The organism is Pseudomonas putida, from assembly GCF_001636055.1.
GTDB lineage: Bacteria > Pseudomonadota > Gammaproteobacteria > Pseudomonadales > Pseudomonadaceae > Aquipseudomonas > Aquipseudomonas machongensis.
This window is the reverse complement of record NZ_CP011789.1, coordinates 1,388,060-1,404,808: the sequence shown is the minus strand read 5'-3', so window position 1 is coordinate 1,404,808 and position 16,749 is coordinate 1,388,060. Positions and strand designations below refer to the sequence as shown.

The following is a 16,749-nucleotide window of genomic DNA, read 5'->3' as shown; positions in this document are numbered from 1 at the left end:
CTGAGGGAGGGTGAGCGGCGCATTGCTGGGATCGCAGGGAAAAATGAAGGAGGCGGCACTCTAGGCCAGGGCTGATCGTTCAGTCAACTGGGCGGCCCCTTTCGCGGACGAACCCGCGAAAGGGGCGCAACACGCGCCCTGGTGTCTCAACGCTTGCCGGTGGACGGCAGGAACACCGCCAGCAAGCCGAACAACGGCAGGAACGAGCACAGCCCATATACGTACTCGATCCCGCGCAGGTCCGCGAGATAGCCCAGCAGCGCCGCGCCGATCCCGCCGAAGCCGAACATCAGCCCGAAGAAAATGCCCGCGATCATGCCGACGTTCCCCGGCACCAGCTCCTGGGCATACACGACGATCGCCGAGAACGCCGAGGCGAGGATGAAGCCGATCACCAGGCTCAGCACCGTGGTCCAGAACAGATCGGCGTAGGGCAGCGCCAGGGTGAACGGTGCCACGCCCAGGATCGAGAACCAGATGACTGCCTTGCGCCCGATGCGGTCACCGATAGGCCCACCGAAGAAGGTGCCCGCCGCCACCGCGCCGAGGAACAGGAACAGGTGCAGTTGCGAGCTGGCCACCGACAGGTCGAACTTCTCGATCAGGTAGAACGTGAAGTAGCTGGTGAAGCTGGCCATGTAGAAGTACTTGGAGAACACCAGCAGCCCCAGCACGATCAGCGCGGCGAGCACACGCTGGCGCGACAGGCCGTGGGTGGCGGCACCGGCCTTGCGCGCCTTGAACTGGTTCAGGTGATCCTTGTACCAGCGGCGCAGCAGCAAGGTCACACCGAAGAAGAACAACGCCGCCAGGCCGAACCAGGCGACGTGGGTCTGGCCGAACGGGATGACGATCGCCGCCGCCAGCAGCGGGCCGAAGGCCGAGCCGGCGTTGCCCCCTACCTGGAAGGTCGACTGCGCCAGGCCGAAGCGCCCGCCGGAGGCCAGGCGGGCGATGCGCGAGGTTTCCGGGTGGAAGGTCGAAGAGCCGATCCCCACCAGCGCCGAGGCCAGCAGGATCATCGGGAAGCTACCAACGAACGCCAGCATGACGATACCCACCAAGGTGCACAGCGTGCCCAGCGGCAGCAGGTTCGGCGTGGGCCGCTTGTCGGTATAGAAGCCGACCCATGGCTGCAGCAGTGAGGCGGTGACCTGGAAAGTCAGAGTGATCAGGCCGATCTGGGCGAAGCTCAGGTCGTAGTTGGCCTTGAGCATCGGATAGATCGCCGGCAACACCGACTGGATCAGGTCGTTGATCAGGTGTGCAAGTGCGCAGAAGGTGATGATCCGCATCACCAGCGGGCTGCTGCCAGAAGTCGGCGTTGCGCTGCTGGTCGCGGGGCTGGACGAGGTACTGCTGATGGCCATGGGCTCGAAATCCGTGCTCAGTCAGGTTGGGATCCGATTATTAGAAACATCTCGATACGAAGCCACCCTTATTTGCCTTGGATGTGCCATCCATCCGTCACGCACTTGCAAATGGTTCTCACTATATTTAGCATCCTCAACCAATTCCCCCGTAGATACAGGGCCAAACCGCCCTTCTCGCGAGCAGACCGATCCCATGAACCCGATGCCCGCCGTGCAGTTCGATCACGATCCCCAACGCGAAGCACTGGAATGGTTCGCCCGCCTGCGCCAGCCGGGTGGTGATGAGCGGCAGCGCAAGGCCTTCGCCCTGTGGTGCCAGGATCCGGACAATGCCCGCGCTTTTGCGGCGCTGGAAAGCCGCTGGCAACAATTGCAGAGCCCGCCTGCGCGGCTGCGGCCACGGGAGGTGGCGGTACGTCGCAGTCACTGGGGCAAAGCGCTGGGGGCGTTGTTCCTGTTGCTGCTGGCCGCGTTGGCCTACCTCTACTGGCCGTTGATGCAGCGCCTGGGCAGCGAGCTGCACACCGCTGCGGGCGAGCGCCGCAGCCTGCGCCTGGCGGACGGTTCGACCCTGCATCTGGACAGCGCCAGCGCCATGAACGTCGACCTGCGCAGCCGCACCCGCCAACTGCAGTTGGTGCAGGGCCAGATGTACCTTGAAGTGATGCTCGATGGGCGCGCGCTGGAAGTGCAGGTGGACGATGCACGGATCCAGGTGTTCGGCACCCGCCTGATGATCGCTCGCAACAGCGACTACGACGAACTGGTGGTGCTCAGAGGCAAGGCCATGGTCAGCCAGGGCGGCGACCAGCGCATGGTGTCGGCGGGCGAGCGGGTCAGGTTCAACCCGGTGCGTATCGACGCGGTGGAAAAGGCCGACATCAAGACGGCCGATGCCTGGCGCAACGGGCAACTGGCCGCCCGGGACATGCCCTTGCAGCAGGTGCTGGAGAGGCTTGCCAGCTACCAAGGGCAGCGGGTGTGGATGATGGACGAGCAAACCGCTTACCGGCGCATCAGCGGTGATTTCAACCTCGACCGCGCAGGCGAAACCCTCGACAGCCTCGCCGCCGCCCAACAACTGCGGGTCAACAACCTGCTCGGGCAGTGGCTGATCGTCCGCTGAAGCGGGCCTTCCGGCTAAGTTTTTGAAAGCGTGCAGATTTTTTTTGAAATGAGTGTTGACAGAGGGTCATCACAAGAGAATAATGCGCGCCATTGGCTACATAGCTCAGTTGGTTAGAGCATAGCATTCATAATGCTGGGGTCCGGGGTTCAAGTCCCTGTGTAGCCACCAAATACGAAAAGGGCTTACCGCAAGGTAAGCCCTTTTTCTTTGCCCTCGAGAATCCCCTTCAGCGTATGCCCGCCATGGCGACGGCCACCCCCAGGCCAATCAATGCCACTCCGATCACCCGATCCACCACGATCTGTCGTTCGATCATCGCCTTGCGCAGCCCGGCGCTGGAGAAAAACACCGCCACCAGGCTGAACCACGCCCAATGGGCCAACGACATGAAGGCACCATAGCCCAGGTTTATCGCCAGTTCGCTGCCCGGCTTTACCACCTGCGTGTAGGCGCTGATCACGAACAGCATGGTCTTGGGGTTCAGTGCGTTGGTGAGAAACCCCGTGCGCAGGGCCGCGAATGTGCCCGCCGCACTGACCGGCTCCTGGCTGTCGAGACGGATGCGTTGGGTATTGGTCAGCGACCGGTATCCCAGATAGACCAGATACCCCGCCCCCAGCGTTTTCATCAACACGAACAGCGTCGGGCTGCGGCTGATGAGCACAGCGATGCCGAACAATGTGTACAGCACGTGCACCTGAACCCCCAGGGCGATCCCCAAAGCTGCCGCCAGCCCGGCTCGACGCCCTTGTGCATAACTGCTGCGGGTGACCATGGCGAAGTCCGCGCCGGGGCTGATGACAGCCAGGAGGGTGAACAGGGCAACGGCGATCAGTTCGGTCATGCGAGAAGCCTCGATAGGTGACGTCAGTACACAGGAAGCACGATTATCGAAGGCTCTGGTGCGGGAAAAAATCGATTTTGCCGCTACTCTATCTGCTAGTTTTCATCACCTATCTTTTATCGCGCATGGCGTCTTGCCGCCACTGCAGCCCAGAACAGACAGCGGACGCCCCATGAAGCTCCCCCACCTCACCGCCCTGCGCTACTTCGACAGCGCTGCGCGCAGCGAAAGCTTCGTGCGCGCCGCCGAGCAACTGCACGTCACCCATGGCGCGGTCAGCCGCCAGGTCCGGCTGCTCGAAGAGGGCCTGGGGATCGAACTGTTCGAGCGCCGCAATCGCGCGGTCTTCCTCACCGCCGCCGGGCGAACCCTGTTCGACACCACCCAGACGATTTTCGAACAGCTCGCCAGCACGGTGCAGCGCCTGCAGGAACACGCACAGGACAACGTCCTGGTGCTGTCGTGCGAGCCCACCCTCGCCATGCGCTGGCTGATCCCGCGCCTGCCGGACTTCCATGCCCACCACCCGGACCTGCAACTGCACCTGGTGGCCGCGGGCGGCCCGGTCGACTTCACCCGCGGCGGTATCGACCTGGCGTTGCGCCGAGACGACTTCCGCTGGGATCGCCAACTGCACAGCCTGAAGATCTGCGAGGAATGGATCGGCCCTGTCGCCCGCGCGGGCGCGCCCGCCACGCTCGACGGCCAGCGCCTGCTGCACAGCCACACCCGCACCACAGCCTGGAACACCTGGCTGAGCCTGAGCGGCCACAGCGCCACCGGCACAGAACGCAGCGACTACGAGCATTTCTATCTGTCGATCCAGGCCGCCAGTGCCGGGCTGGGCATGGCCATCGCCTCGGCACTGATGGTTGGCGATGAACTACGCAGCGGCCAGTTGCAGGCGCCCTACGGGTTTCTGCGCGACGGCTCGGCTTATCATCTGCTCAGCCCCCAGCCCCTGGACGACGACAGCAAGCGCCAGCGCTTCGCCGAATGGGTCTTGCGCCAGTGCCAGGGCAGCCTCGATCACCTGGGCCTGGCGCAGAACGACGAACCTGCGCTGCCATCGCCACCCCAGGTGCGATAGCCCGCGGTATCGAGATGGATACGGCCTGAGGGATAGCGCCCCAGCCCCATGTTCCAGGCCTGCCCCTGCTGCTGCCAGAAGGCGCACAGCGGATTGGGGTCGGCCCAGTCGGGCAGCAGCAGGTCGACAGCGAAGGCGCGGGTATGGGCGCTGCCCACCGCGCCCCCGGCACAAGCGTTGAGCTTGGGCTCGCGGTAGGCGGACACCACCTCGAACTGGCGCAGGATGCCCTGCTGCTCGAGGGTGCGGATCAGTGCCAGGGTCGAGCGCACGGCCGGCCATTGCGCGCTCGGCGCCATGGCGAACGGCGAGGCGCGGCACAGACGCCAGTCCGATGCCGAACGCAGCAACTGATGGATCGGCACCACCCCGTACAACCGCGCATCCACCAGCATCTGGCGAAACGCGCGGGTCTCGTGGTCGCCCGCCCAATGCGCGAACATCCGCACATCACGCTCATCGGCGCAGACCCCTGTCATCGCCAGAAGCGACGTCGCCAACAGCCATGTTCCGACACTTTTCATCCCCCACCTCTTCATCCAGTATGAGCAGCCCGCCGACCCTGGCGGCCACTGACAAGGAGTTAAGCATGCAAAAGATGGCTGTATCGGGCCTGGCCGCCCTCGCCTTCAGCGGCCTGGCACTGGCGGATGCACAGATCGACCTGGGCGATGCGCAACGGGTCACCCGCTTGTTCGCCTTCCCCAACAACTGCCACGTGATCTGCTTTCGCGACTGGACGCTGGAGCAGACCGTCGAGCACTACCTGACCCAGAGCGTACGCCGCGACGGCTATGCCGACGCCCAGGTGCAGGTGCGTCGCGACAACGACAGGCTGCATGCCCATATCAGCGACGTTCCAGCCAGCTATGCCGAGCCGTTGCGCAAGCTACTCGACAGCGGCGAACTGGCCTACCAAGGCGCTACCCGTCTGAACAACGATGGCAAGTGGGCCTACGACTGGTACCTGTTCCTGCCACTGGGCATGGCCCTGGAAAATCGCCGCAGCATCGAGCTGCTGCACTTCCCACCGGATTATTCGCTGACCCAGGCCCAGGACTACCTGCGCTCCAACACCACCGATCGCTGGGCGCAGCTGCTGACCTTCAACGGTGTCGAGGCCAGCCAGACCCCGGCCTACCAGACCATCGTCGACATCGCCCCGATCGCTGCGCCCGCCAGCGCCGGCAAGGACCTGGAAGGCACCTACAGCTACTTCGCCGACTATCAGACGCGCATGGTCAAGGAGATGACCCTGCGCCACGACGCCAAGCCCCTGCCGATGGTGGCTTTCGGCGCACCGGTGCGCAGCTGGATCCAGCAGCAGTACGGGCCGAAGGTCAATGTGCTGGGGCTGGTCAGCATCAGCCCTGAAGCAGGTACCCAAGTGCCGGTGCTGGGCGCCAACCACCCGAGTGCGATCTGGTATGCGGCCGACAAGAACAACACCGGCGGGGATCAGGACAAGGCGGACGCCGCAGGCCTGAAGATGATGGGCCAGGACCTGACCGCCGCCTGCTGGCAGGCCGGCATGGGCCGCAACCCGCAGGCGGACGCCAAGCTGACACTGGAGGCCTGCTCGACCAAGTGGCAGGTGACCCAGAAAAAACAGACCTGCGAACTGTTCTACCGCACCCTCCGCGACATGACCCCGGAGCAGGCGGCGGCCAAGTGCAACACCGGCACCGTGACCCGCAGCCTGAGGGATCTGCGCAAACCCGTGGAGATCACAGCGCCGCAGGGCTGACAGGGGCCATCTAGACTCTAAAGGCCCCGATCAGCCGCTTCAGCTCCACCACCTGGCTCGACAGCGCGCGGCTGGCGTCCTCCGTCTGGCAGGCACCCTGCGTGGTGTCCTGCGCCGCGCGGTTGATCGCCACGATGTTCTGGTCGATGTCATGGGCCACGGCCGTTTGTTGCTCGACGGCCGCGGCGATCTGCTGGTTCTGCTCGACGATGCCGCCCACCGCGCCCAGGATATTGGCAAGTGCCTGCTGCACCTGCCGCGCTTCATCCACGGTCCCCGCCGCCATCTGGTGGCTGCTGCCCATGGCTCGCACGGCAGCACCAACCCCTTCCTGCAGGCGCTGGATCATCTGCGCGATCTCCTCGGTGGAGTCCTGGGTGCGGCGTGCCAGGGTACGTACTTCATCGGCAACCACGGCAAAGCCCCTGCCCTGCTCGCCCGCACGCGCCGCCTCGATGGCTGCGTTCAGTGCCAGCAGGTTGGTCTGCTCGGCAATGCTGCGGATCACTTCCAGCACCCGGCCGATGGCCTGGCTGTCGCCGACCAGCTGGTTGACCGCAACCACCGTCTGGTCGATCTCGCCGGCCAGGCGAGCAATGCTGTCCTGCTGGTGCGCCACCAGGCTGCGCCCGTTGGCACTCTCGCGGTTGACCTGCTGCGCACCATCGGCGGCCAGCGCCGCGCTGCGGGCCACCTCTAGGGCGGTGGCGCTCATCTGGTTCATCGCCGTGGCCACCTGCTCGATCTGTTCGCGCTGGCCACTCACGGCCTGGTTGCTGCGTGTCGACACCGAAAGCACCTGCCCGGCCTGCTCCTCGACGGTCGCCACGGTACGCCCCACCTGCTCGATCAGCCCCCGGATGCGCCGCACGGTCTCGTTGAAACCCTGGCCCAACTCGCCCAGCTCATCCTGGCTGCGCACCTCGAAGCTGACCGTCATGTCGCCACCGGCCACCCTGTCCATGGCCGCACCGAGATTGCCAAGGGTACGCCGGGTCGACACATAGAAGCCGCTGTAGAGGTAGAGGATCGACAGGAACACGATGGCCAGCGCCGCGACCAGCGCCAGCATGTGCAGGCGGTGCTCGCCCAGGCGTGCCTGCAACTGCTGCTGCAGGTGGGCGATCACTGCATCGTTGAGGCGGTAGGTTTCGCCCATCAGGGCACTGACCTGCTCGTAGAAGGCAGGCCAGGGCGCATCGAGGGTCTCGGCCACCACGACCTGGTCCTCGAACAGCGCCGCAGCCCGGCGCACCGTCGCCTGGCTGGCCTGGGCCTGCGCACCGAGGCTGGCCTTGGCCTGGGCATCGGCAGCCAGCGCATCCTCCACACGCAGGGCGTAGTCGGCCGACAGACGCTCCAGGCGTTGCAGCAAGTCTTCGAACCGCGCACTCCCCGCCGAATCGATGAAACCGCGCCCCAGGGCAACAGCGCCGATGGCCCGTCCTTCGCCGAGCATCTGGGTGACCTGGGCGGTGCTGGCACCGATCAGGTCGCTCAACTGGCGTACCGACGCCTGATTGTCCTGGCTCAAGCCCGCCTGGCTGGCCACCAGCTTGCCCAGCACCTGAGCCTGGGCCAGCAGCTTGTCGAACAGCGCGGTCTTGTTTTGCAGGGAGGTTTCGGCGCGAGCCTTGGCGAAGGCGTCGGCCAGCTCGACGCGCTTGGCTTCGAGTTGCGGATCGTGGCTCGCCAGGGCCTGGAGCTGGGCCTGGACCTTGTCCTCGAGGGCATCGATACGCGCTTCGACATCCCCGGCCTGGCCCGACTGGCCGAGCACGGCGTTGATCTGCAGGAGATTGCCCAGGCTTTCGAGGTCGCCACGCAGGGCCAGGCTGCCAGCCACAGGGCCAAGGCCGCTCAGCTCGACGCCTGTGACATGGAACTGGCGATAGGCATCGCGAACCAGATAGAAGCTGGTGACCAGCATGGGCAGGAAGAACAGGACGCTGATCAGGCTGAACTTCATGCCGAAGCTCAGCCGGTTCATCAACGCGATGGCCGGATGGAGCAGGCGCTTCATGGGTCACCTCCTTGGATTTTTATTGTTCTGCGGGGTAGCACAAGGCCATAACTGGCCGAGGCTCTGTATAGCGCAGAATCAATCCAAGGTTTGTAACTTAAGGTTAAGCGGCTTCGGCGTTCAGTTCAGAGCAGCACCGTCCACAGCGCAAACACCGCGTACCACAGCACCGCGCTGCGCAGCAGCAGTTCCCACAGGCTGTCCAAGCGCGCCAGCGCACTCTGCGCCTCTTCTTCCTCGGGAATGTCATCGGCCACCCGCCCGACACGGGCGATCAACTGCCCCGCGCTGATGTGCCAGTTGAGCACTTCGTGCAGCATCACCCGGGCCACCGAAACGAAGTTGCCGACCAGCGCGAAGCTCAATGCCAACACCCGCACCGGCAACCAGTCCATGGCATGGCGCAGCTGCGCCGCGCGCTCCTTGAGCGCTGGTTGATGGCTGTTTGCTGCACTCAGCGCCAGCAAGCGATACCCCAGTGCTGCGGCCGGGCCGAGCAGGAAATACCAGAAGATCACGGCAAAGAAGCTCTGGTACGCCTGCCATACCAGGTTGCCCTGCACCCGCGCCAGCAGGTCACGCGGATCGTCTGCAGCCAGGCTCAGGTCGCGCTCGGCCACATGCAGCGCCGCCTGTTCATCACCCCGACGCCAGGCGTCGCGGAACGGGCCGAGCGCCGCCTTGGCATCTCCGCGCCCAAGGCTGTAGATCAGCACCAGCAGGTGCACTGGCAGCGCCAGCAAGCCGTAGGCCACCGGCTGCAACACATGCAGCAGCAACGCCAGCACCAGCACCGGTGCCAGCACCAGGATCGTCAGGCTCCACCAGGGGTGTACCTTGCCGCTGCGCTCCAGACGCACCAGCTCACCGAGGAAGAACCCGTCACGCTGCAAGCGATGGCGCAGGGACGAGAACTGCTCGACCCACAACACCAGTACCAACACCAGGAAACTCATGCCTTGTCCTCGTTCAGCGCGGCGCGGTAGCGGGGCCAGTCGAAAGCTGGCCCGGGATCGGTCTTGCGTCCCGGCGCGATATCGTCGTGACCCTTGATGCGTTCGGGGCTGATCGCAGGCCAGAGGCTGCGGATCTGCCGCGTCAGCTGTTGCAGGGCGGTGTACTGGGCATCGGTGTAGGGCATATCGTCGGTGCCTTCGAGCTCGATGCCGATGGAAAAGTCGTTGCATCCCTCACGCCCGTCGAAGCACGACACCCCGGCATGCCAGGCGCGGTCGAGCAACGACACGAACTGGGTGACCGCACCATCGCGCTCGACGAACAGGTGCGCCGACACGGTCAGGTGCTGGATGCTTTCGAAGTAGGGATGCTCTGCCGGGTCAAGCCGGTTCTGGAAGAACTGCTGAACCTTGCCCGTACCGAAACAGGCTGGCGGCAGGCTGATGTTGTGGATCACCAGCAGGGAAATCGCCTCGCCTTCGGGGCGGGCGTTGAAGTTCGGCGAGGGGCAGTGAGTGACACCGGAGAACCAGCCAGTGGCGCGGTCCAATTGCATGGGCAGATCCTGAAAAACGCCGGATACGAGGCTTCAGTATGCCCCGCCGACAGCGCGCTTGCATGTAAATGATTGTGGGTACCTCAACGTGCCTGGGCAATGCGCAGGCTGTCGAGCACCGCATCGAGGGCCCGCTCGAACAGCAGCCCGTCGTCCAGCACCCGTGCCTCGCCACGATGCAGGGCAAGGGCCAGGCCAATGCTGTTCCACTCGCGCACCTTCATGCCGGTGCGGTTGGCGAAGACCAGCCGATCACTGCTGTCGATACGCGCCACCAGCTTGCAGCGCAGCGGCTCGTCATCGTCGCTGAGCTCGATCCAGGTGCCCAGGCGCAGGCGCTGGACCTGGCGCAATTGCGGGCTGTGCTCGTCCAGGACCGGCGCCCGGCCACCTGCCGACTCCTCGGCGACGGCAAGGACGATATCCGTCTCCACCCGCACATCATCAGCCTCGTCCTGCCATTGGCCGGGCTCGGCACAGGCGCGCAGGTGCAGACGCTCCAGTTGCAGGAAGAACTCGCGCAGCGCAGCCGAATCCAGTGCCACCCCCGCCAGCCCATCGCGCAACGCCTTGAGCAGCCCCGGCACCTGTTCGAGCAGGGCCTGGCGCGCTTGCGGCCCCGGGTGCGGTGCGATGCTGGCCAGCAGCGCGTCCATGGTCGCCAGGCCATCGATCCAGGCCGCGGACGCCTCGCCCTGCTTGAGCCAGGCGAGCAGCAGCACCTGGCTCCAGGAGTCCACCAGCATCTGCACCACCACCCGCGGCAATACGCGCCCGCGCAGGCGTTGGTTGAGCGCCTGCTGGACCTGCTGACGTGCCTGCAACGTCCGCGCCCGCCCCTCCTCGGCATCGCGGGTGCGCTGCTCCAGCAGCTCGTTGCGCCGACGCTCTTCGGTGCTGAAGAGCAGGAACTCGTCGAGCACCTCGGCGAACAGCCGAGCATCGTCGGTGAAATCGCTGAGCAGCCGCAAGACGATACGCTCCACCCGCGCCTGCAACCCTTCACCCGCTCCTTCCCAACCGATGGCCATGGCAGCGATCTCGTTGAGCAGGCGGCGCGCTGGATGACTGGCACGGCTGAACAGGCTCTTGTCGAGCAAGGCGACCTTGAGCAGCGGGATGTGCAAGCGTCCAAGCAGAGCGCGCAGGGGCGGGGGCAGGTTATCGTCGCGCTGGATGTGGTCGAACAGCAGGTCGACCAGGTTGATCATGTCTTCGTCGGCAGTGGCCAGGCGGCGGCGCGTGCCACTGCGAACGCTGACCCGCAGCAACAGTTGTTCGAGCTGCTGGCCGAGGTCGAAATCATCGGCCTCGAACGGCCCGGGCACGTAATGCTGCAGGTGAGTGAGCAAGCGCAACAGGTCGGCGCTACCGATCGGCTGCGCCGCCGAGACACTCTGCAAGCGCGGCGCCAGCCTGCCACGTACCGGTGCCAGCAAGCCTTCCAGCGAGGCGAAATAAGCCTGGCCGGCGCTGTCCGCACCTATGTCTTCACCCGCGATCAACGAGGCCGGGGTGCGTCGTGCGGCCAGGCCGCGGTCCTCGGCACGCCGACGCGGAGCGGGGGCAAGTTCGCCCAGCACGCCCGCCGCGGCCAGCAACTGGTTGGCCTCGCCATAGAGCAGGTCGACGTCGCGCAGCACATAGCGCTCGAACAGCTTGAGCAGGACCAGCTTGACCTTGAGGTCTACCCCCAGGCTGCGTCCGGCGTCCAGAAAGTAGCCACACAGGCATGCAGGCCCCAGCGGATTGCACCGCACATCGAGGGGGATTTCGAGCAGGGCGGCAAAGCGCTGGCCGAGTTGCTCGAGGGCAAAGATGTCGCGCGCCAGCACGCGCTCGACCATGGCACCGACCGCCAGTGTTCGCTCGCGCTGGGCCTTGCCGACGGGCAGGTCGATAGTGCCCAGCGCGCCCAACGGGTCGGCCTGGCCGATGCGGCTGAAGGTTTCATGGAAGATATCGAGAAAGGCACGTTCGATGCTCTTGCGCTTGAGACGCAAGTCGCGCATGGCTTCGAAATAGAGATGTTGCTGATCGCCCGCGCAAGCCTTGTCAGCCATTTCGAAGAGCGTGTCGTCAGCGTTGTCGAACAGGGCACGCAGCCCTTGGCGCAAGTGCAGTGCCGCTTTGTCACGTACTTGCAGGAGCACGACGGGAAGGCAAGGCAAGGGCGTGCGCACCCCTCTGTCGATGGCGGCCACCAAGGGCCCCATCTTGCCTTCTTCATGCATCCCGAACTCCTTGCAGGGTATTGGTCGACTGGCGAGAAAACATCGTCAAAGCTATGACGCCAAATACAAGGCGCCATTATCAGTGAAAAAGATGACAGCTGCCAACACGCCATTTACAAGACGCGACCGGACGCACACTTCCCGACTGCAGGGTCGACGGCTGTAAACCGCGCCCCCCTGCCCTATAATCGCCGGCACCTAGCTTGTGGAGCCGACCATGCCGAACCTACGTCTCGCCGATCTCACCGCCGAAATCGAATCCAACGTGCGCCGCGCACTGCTGGAAGACGTCGGCAGCGGCGACATCACCGCCCAGCTGATTCCGGCCGAGCGCCTGGCCAAGGCCACCATCATCACCCGCGAAGACTGCGTGATCGCTGGCACCGCCTGGGTCGATGCCGTGTTCCGCCAGCTCGACCCGCGGGTGGCCGTGCACTGGCAGGTGGTCGATGGCGAACGCGCCACCGCCAACCAGGTGCTGTTCCACCTCGAAGGCCCGGCCCGTTCGCTGCTCACCGGCGAGCGCTCGGCATTGAACTTCCTGCAGATGCTGTCGGGCGTGGCCACCCGCGCACGCTTTCTCGCCGACCTGGTCGAGGGCACCCAGGTGCGCTTGCTCGATACCCGCAAGACCCTGCCGGGCCTGCGTCTTGCGCAGAAGTACGCGGTCACCTGCGGGGGTTGCCACAATCACCGCATCGGCCTGTATGACGCCTTCCTGATCAAAGAAAACCACATCGCTGCCAGCGGCGGCGTGGCCGAAGCCGTCGCCGCCGCGCACCGCATCGCGCCGGGCAAGCCGGTGGAAATCGAAGTGGAAAGCCTGGACGAACTGCGCCAGGCCCTGGCGGCTGGTGCAGATATCGTCATGCTCGACGAACTGACCCTCGACGAGATGCGCGAAGCGGTGCGCATCACCGCAGGCAAGGCCAAGCTCGAAGCCAGCGGCGGGGTCAACGAAACCACTCTGCGGGTCATCGCCGAAACCGGTGTGGACTACATCTCCATCGGCGCGATGACCAAGGATGTGAAGGCCGTCGACCTGTCGATGCGCCTGAGCCTCTGATCCCGCTGCCCGTCAGCCGACCAATGCTTGCGCTTTCAGCAATGCCTAGGCGGCTGAGCGGGCCGTCGCTCGCGGCGTTTCGCAGTGCGGCGGTGGCAGGCTGAAACGAAAGAACCGGCCAAAGGGCCGGTTCTTTCGTGATCAGGCAGCGGCTCAGAACGAGGCGTTGGCCAGGCCGTCCAGGTAGCGCTCGACGTCCAGTGCTGCCATGCAGCCGGCACCGGCCGAGGTGATGGCCTGGCGGTAGACGTGGTCGGCCACGTCACCGGCAGCGAACACACCTTCGACGTTGGTGGCGGTGGCATTGCCTTCACGGCCGCCGTTGACCACCAGGTAGCCGTCTTTCAAGGTCAGCTGGCCTTCGAACAGCGAGGTGTTCGGGGTATGGCCGATGGCGATGAACACGCCGTCGACCTTGATCTCGTCGCTGCTGCCATCGTTGTTCTTCAGGCGCGCACCGGTCACGCCCATGTTGTCACCCAGCACTTCGTCCAGGGTGGCGTTGAGCTTGAGCTCGATCTTGCCTTCGGCGACACGGGCATTGAGCTTGTCGATCAGGATCTTCTCGGCGCGGAAGGTATCGCGACGGTGCACCAGGGTCACCTTGCTGGCGATGTTGGCCAGGTACAGCGCCTCTTCCACAGCGGTGTTGCCACCACCGACCACGGCAACCGGCTTGTTGCGGTAGAAGAAACCGTCGCAGGTGGCGCAGGCCGACACGCCCTTGCCCATGAACGCTTCTTCCGACGGCAGGCCCAGGTAACGGGCGCTGGCACCGGTGGCGACGATCAGCGCATCGCAGGTGTAGGTGCCGCTGTCGCCGGTCAGGGTGAACGGCTTGCTGGCCAGGTCGACGGCATTGATGTGGTCGAAGACGATCTCGGTCTCGAAGCGCTCGGCGTGTTCCTGCATGCGCTGCATCAGTGCCGGGCCGGTCAGGCCATGGGGGTCGCCCGGCCAGTTGTCGACTTCGGTCGTGGTGGTCAGCTGGCCGCCAGCCTGCAGGCCGGTGATCAGCAACGGCTTGAGGTTGGCACGGGCAGCGTAGACCGCAGCGCTGTAACCGGCAGGGCCGGAACCGAGGATGATGACCCGGGAATGACGAACTTCGGACATGTCGTGCTCCTGTCGAGCCGGCCACATGAGGCCGACACCGGTGTGCCGGCGACGCCGGCTGGAAAATAAAAAGGACCTGCGCAGCACTTGGGGAAGGCTACAACGCACAGGTCCGAAAACCTGGGGGCCACCTTCCACTGAGGGCTCGCGGCGTTTCACGGCGTTCAGAAATTGAACGCACTGTAGCGAGGTGGCAAAGATTAAGGAAATATCCTTCGACAATCCACCTTATAGACAGGCTCTATCCAGGGACGAATCCGATCTGCGATTGTCCCTATGCTTTGTTACAGCCGGTGTCGCGCCTTTCGTCGGCGCCGCAAACTCGGTAAGGTCAGCCCGTTTTCCTTCTGTGGAGCATCCCGATGCAAGCCCCCGTCCTGTCCGGCCCCCAGTACCTGCGCGAGGGCCTGAAGCTGGTCCTGAGCCCGAACCTGCGGTTGTTCGTGCTGTTGCCGCTGGCAGTCAACGTGCTGCTGTTTGGCGGTCTGATCTATTTCGCCGGCCACCAGTTCAGCCTGTGGGTCGATGCGCTGATGCCGACCCTGCCCAACTGGCTGAGCTTTCTCACCTACATTCTGTGGCCACTGTTCGTCGCCCTGGTGGTGCTGATGGTGTTCTTCACCTTCACCCTGTTCGCCAACATCATCGCCGCGCCGTTCAACGGTTTTCTCGCGGAGAAGGTCGAGGTGGTGGTGCGCGGTGAAGACACCTTCCCGGCGTTCAGCTGGGGCGAACTGGCCGCGATGGTGCCGCGCACCTTCAGCCGCGAGATGCGCAAGCTCGGCTACTTCCTGCCGCGCGCCATCGGCCTGTTCATCCTGTCGTTCATTCCGGTGGTGAACGTGGTGGCTGCGCCGCTGTGGCTGGTGTTCGGTATCTGGATGATGGCTATCCAGTACATCGACTACCCGGCCGACAACAACAAGATGAGCTGGCAGGACATGCTCGCCTGGCTGCGCAGCAAGCGCTGGCAGTCGCTGGGCTTTGGCGGGATCACTTACCTGGCGCTGCTGATCCCGGGGGTGAACGTGCTGATGATGCCGGCGGCGGTGGCGGGGGCTACGTTGTTCTGGGTGCGGGAGCGCAACTGAGGCATCCGGGCTCTTGTGCCGAAACTGAGACCCCGTTGGATGGCACCGGCCATGCCGGTGATCGCGGGACCAGCCCGCTCCCACAGGAATTGGGCTGGCCTTGGATTTTGAACAAGACAGTTGCTTGTAGGGTAAGACCTGAAGGGAAAGGGCAGCGCAAGGCTCCGCCCGTCAGTCACTGACTCAACTGGCTGGAGAACTGCCCCACCGCATTGACCACCTTCTTCGCCCCGTCCTGGATCTCGACGATCACGCTGCCGGTTTCCCCGGCCAGCGTCAGGCCCTGCTCGGCCTGGCGCTTGCTGGTGTCGATGATGTCCACCGCCGCCTGGGCCAGTTGCTCGTTCTGCTGCACCACCCGGGCAATCTCCTCGGTGGCAGTGCTGGTACGCGAGGCGAGCTGGCGCACTTCGTCGGCAACCACTGCGAAGCCCCTGCCCTGTTCGCCGGCACGGGCGGCTTCGATCGCGGCATTGAGCGCCAGCAGGTTGGTCTGCCCGGCAATGTCGCTGATGGTCTTGATGATCGAGCCGATCACCTTGGACTGCTTGTCCAGCGCCTGGATGCCCTCGGCCGCCTCCTGCATCGAACTTTCCAGGCCACGCATCACCTCGACCGTCTGGGTGACCACGTCGGTGGCCTTGCGGGCGCTGGCGTCGGTGTCCTGCGAGGTGCTGTAGGCGATATCGGCGGCCTGGGCCACGGCGATTTCCTGATTGACCTGGTCAGTGATCACCGTGGCGAACTTCACCACCTTGTAGAGCACGTCATGGGCATCAATGATCGGGTTGTACGAAGCCTCCAGCCAGACGACTCGGCCATGTGAATCAATGCGCTTGAAGCGCTCGGCCACGTATTCTCCGCGGCGCAACTTCTCCCAGAACTGCTGGTAACCTGCCGAGCTGGTTTCCTCAGGGTCGCAGAACATGCGGTGATGCTTGCCGCGCACCTGCTCCAGGCTGTAGCCCATGGTGTGCAGGAAGCGGTCGTTGGCGGTTAGCACCTGCCCGTCAAGGTTGAACTCGATCACGGCCGTGGAGCGCATCAGCGCCTTGATCAGGCTTTCATGCTCGCGGGAGGTCTCGATGGTGCGGGTCAGGTCGCTCGAGTGCAGGGTGAAGTACTTGATCCGCCCGTCGACACCTTTGACCGGTTGCAGGATCGAGCGCAGCCAGGCTTCTTCGCCATTGCCCCGCAGCAGGCGGAACGCGCCGTTGAGGTGCTCGCCACGGGCGATTGCAGCCTTCATGCGCAGGCAGAAATCCAGCTTCTTCACGTGCTCCGGGACGATCTCTTCGATGTTGCGGCCGATCAGACGATCGCTGCTGTAGAGCATTTCTTTTTCGAAATTGGCATTGGCGGACTCGATGCGCCCCTGGGGATCGAGTTGCAGCACGAGCATTTCGCTATCGAGGCTGTTTTTCACCTGCTCGATGGATTGCAGTTCCTCGCGCAATTGCTGGATTTCTTTTTTCAGTTTGCTGTTGAACATCACCGCTCTCCCGGAGCGCAATCCACCCGTC

Annotated in this window: 13 protein-coding genes, 1 tRNA gene and 3 pseudogenes; 6 read left to right on the top strand and 11 right to left on the bottom strand. The window is 64.5% G+C overall.

Annotated elements, in window-relative coordinates; translation table 11 throughout:
• Positions 1 to 146 precede the first annotated feature (146 nt).
• Entirely contained in the window at positions 147 to 1,370 is a 1,224-nt protein-coding gene (locus AB688_RS06355; protein WP_054895224.1) for an MFS transporter, read from the bottom strand.
• Between the two features lie 196 nt (positions 1,371 to 1,566).
• On the opposite strand from AB688_RS06355, the gene AB688_RS06350 reads away from it, so the two are divergent.
• A complete protein-coding gene (locus AB688_RS06350; RefSeq protein WP_155738190.1) occupies positions 1,567 to 2,499 on the top strand; it encodes a FecR family protein in 933 nt (310 codons plus the stop codon).
• A 94-nt stretch (positions 2,500 to 2,593) separates the two neighbouring features.
• Positions 2,594 to 2,670, top strand: a tRNA-Met gene (locus AB688_RS06345).
• A 58-nt stretch (positions 2,671 to 2,728) separates the two neighbouring features.
• On the opposite strand, the gene AB688_RS06340 is transcribed toward AB688_RS06345, so the two are convergent.
• Positions 2,729 to 3,346: a LysE family translocator gene (locus AB688_RS06340; protein ID WP_063542858.1), complete on the bottom strand. Its 618-nt coding sequence runs from the start codon at positions 3,344 to 3,346 to the stop codon at positions 2,729 to 2,731.
• 172 nt (positions 3,347 to 3,518) lie between these two features.
• Here AB688_RS06340 and AB688_RS06335 point away from each other — a divergent pair, with 172 nt between their 5' ends.
• The gene (locus AB688_RS06335; protein ID WP_063542856.1) at positions 3,519 to 4,436 is read left to right on the top strand and encodes a LysR substrate-binding domain-containing protein; all 918 of its coding nucleotides are present in this window, start codon (positions 3,519 to 3,521) and stop codon (positions 4,434 to 4,436) included.
• Here the strand turns inward: AB688_RS06335 and AB688_RS06330 are convergent.
• Positions 4,376 to 4,960, bottom strand: coding sequence for a D-Ala-D-Ala carboxypeptidase family metallohydrolase (locus tag AB688_RS06330; RefSeq protein ID WP_081255200.1), 585 nt, complete (start codon positions 4,958 to 4,960; stop codon positions 4,376 to 4,378). The two genes, AB688_RS06335 and AB688_RS06330, sit on opposite strands and share 61 nt — an antisense overlap.
• 65 nt (positions 4,961 to 5,025) lie before the next feature.
• Here AB688_RS06330 and AB688_RS06325 point away from each other — a divergent pair, with 65 nt between their 5' ends.
• Positions 5,026 to 6,183 (top strand): hypothetical protein, encoded by a 1,158-nt coding sequence (locus AB688_RS06325; RefSeq protein ID WP_063542852.1) that lies wholly within the window; start codon positions 5,026 to 5,028, stop codon positions 6,181 to 6,183.
• A gap of 10 nt (positions 6,184 to 6,193) precedes the next feature.
• Here AB688_RS06325 and AB688_RS27465 read toward each other — a convergent pair whose 3' ends face one another.
• The 5 genes and pseudogenes from AB688_RS27465 to AB688_RS06305 form a co-directional block, all read right to left on the bottom strand.
• Positions 6,194 to 6,898, bottom strand: a complete 705-nt coding sequence (locus AB688_RS27465) for a methyl-accepting chemotaxis protein (protein ID WP_371264442.1) — start codon at positions 6,896 to 6,898, stop codon at positions 6,194 to 6,196.
• A 153-nt stretch (positions 6,899 to 7,051) separates the two neighbouring features.
• Positions 7,052 to 7,255, bottom strand: a pseudogene (locus AB688_RS27460) (HAMP domain-containing protein); the annotation flags it as partial.
• A 1,076-nt stretch (positions 7,256 to 8,331) separates the two neighbouring features.
• A complete protein-coding gene (ampE, locus tag AB688_RS06315) occupies positions 8,332 to 9,162 on the bottom strand; it encodes a regulatory signaling modulator protein AmpE (protein WP_063542848.1) in 831 nt (276 codons plus the stop codon).
• Positions 9,159 to 9,719 (bottom strand): 1,6-anhydro-N-acetylmuramyl-L-alanine amidase AmpD, encoded by a 561-nt coding sequence (gene ampD, locus AB688_RS06310; RefSeq protein WP_063542846.1) that lies wholly within the window; start codon positions 9,717 to 9,719, stop codon positions 9,159 to 9,161. Before ampD ends, ampE begins: the two co-directional genes overlap by 4 nt.
• An 83-nt stretch (positions 9,720 to 9,802) precedes the next feature.
• Positions 9,803 to 11,953, bottom strand: coding sequence for a DUF1631 domain-containing protein (locus tag AB688_RS06305; RefSeq protein WP_063542844.1), 2,151 nt, complete (start codon positions 11,951 to 11,953; stop codon positions 9,803 to 9,805).
• Between the two features lie 217 nt (positions 11,954 to 12,170).
• Between AB688_RS06305 and nadC the strand changes: the two genes are divergently transcribed.
• Positions 12,171 to 13,019 carry a carboxylating nicotinate-nucleotide diphosphorylase gene (gene nadC, locus AB688_RS06300; RefSeq protein WP_063542842.1) on the top strand — a complete coding sequence of 283 codons (849 nt, stop codon included), beginning with the start codon at positions 12,171 to 12,173 and terminating at the stop codon, positions 13,017 to 13,019.
• Positions 13,020 to 13,172: 153 nt separating this feature from the next.
• Here the strand turns inward: nadC and trxB are convergent, their stop codons facing one another.
• Complete coding sequence (gene trxB, locus AB688_RS06295) at positions 13,173 to 14,135, bottom strand: thioredoxin-disulfide reductase (RefSeq protein WP_054895213.1); 963 nt, start codon at positions 14,133 to 14,135, stop codon at positions 13,173 to 13,175.
• Between the two features lie 362 nt (positions 14,136 to 14,497).
• Here trxB and cysZ point away from each other — a divergent pair, with 362 nt between their 5' ends.
• Positions 14,498 to 15,226, top strand: a complete 729-nt coding sequence (gene cysZ / locus AB688_RS06290) for a sulfate transporter CysZ (RefSeq protein WP_054895212.1) — start codon at positions 14,498 to 14,500, stop codon at positions 15,224 to 15,226.
• 175 nt (positions 15,227 to 15,401) lie between these two features.
• On the opposite strand, the pseudogene AB688_RS27455 reads toward cysZ, so the two are convergent.
• Positions 15,402 to 15,836: pseudogene (locus AB688_RS27455) on the bottom strand (methyl-accepting chemotaxis protein); the annotation flags it as partial.
• A 159-nt stretch (positions 15,837 to 15,995) separates the two neighbouring features.
• Positions 15,996 to 16,628, bottom strand: a pseudogene (locus AB688_RS27450) (PAS domain-containing protein); the annotation flags it as partial.
• Positions 16,629 to 16,749 lie beyond the last annotated feature (121 nt).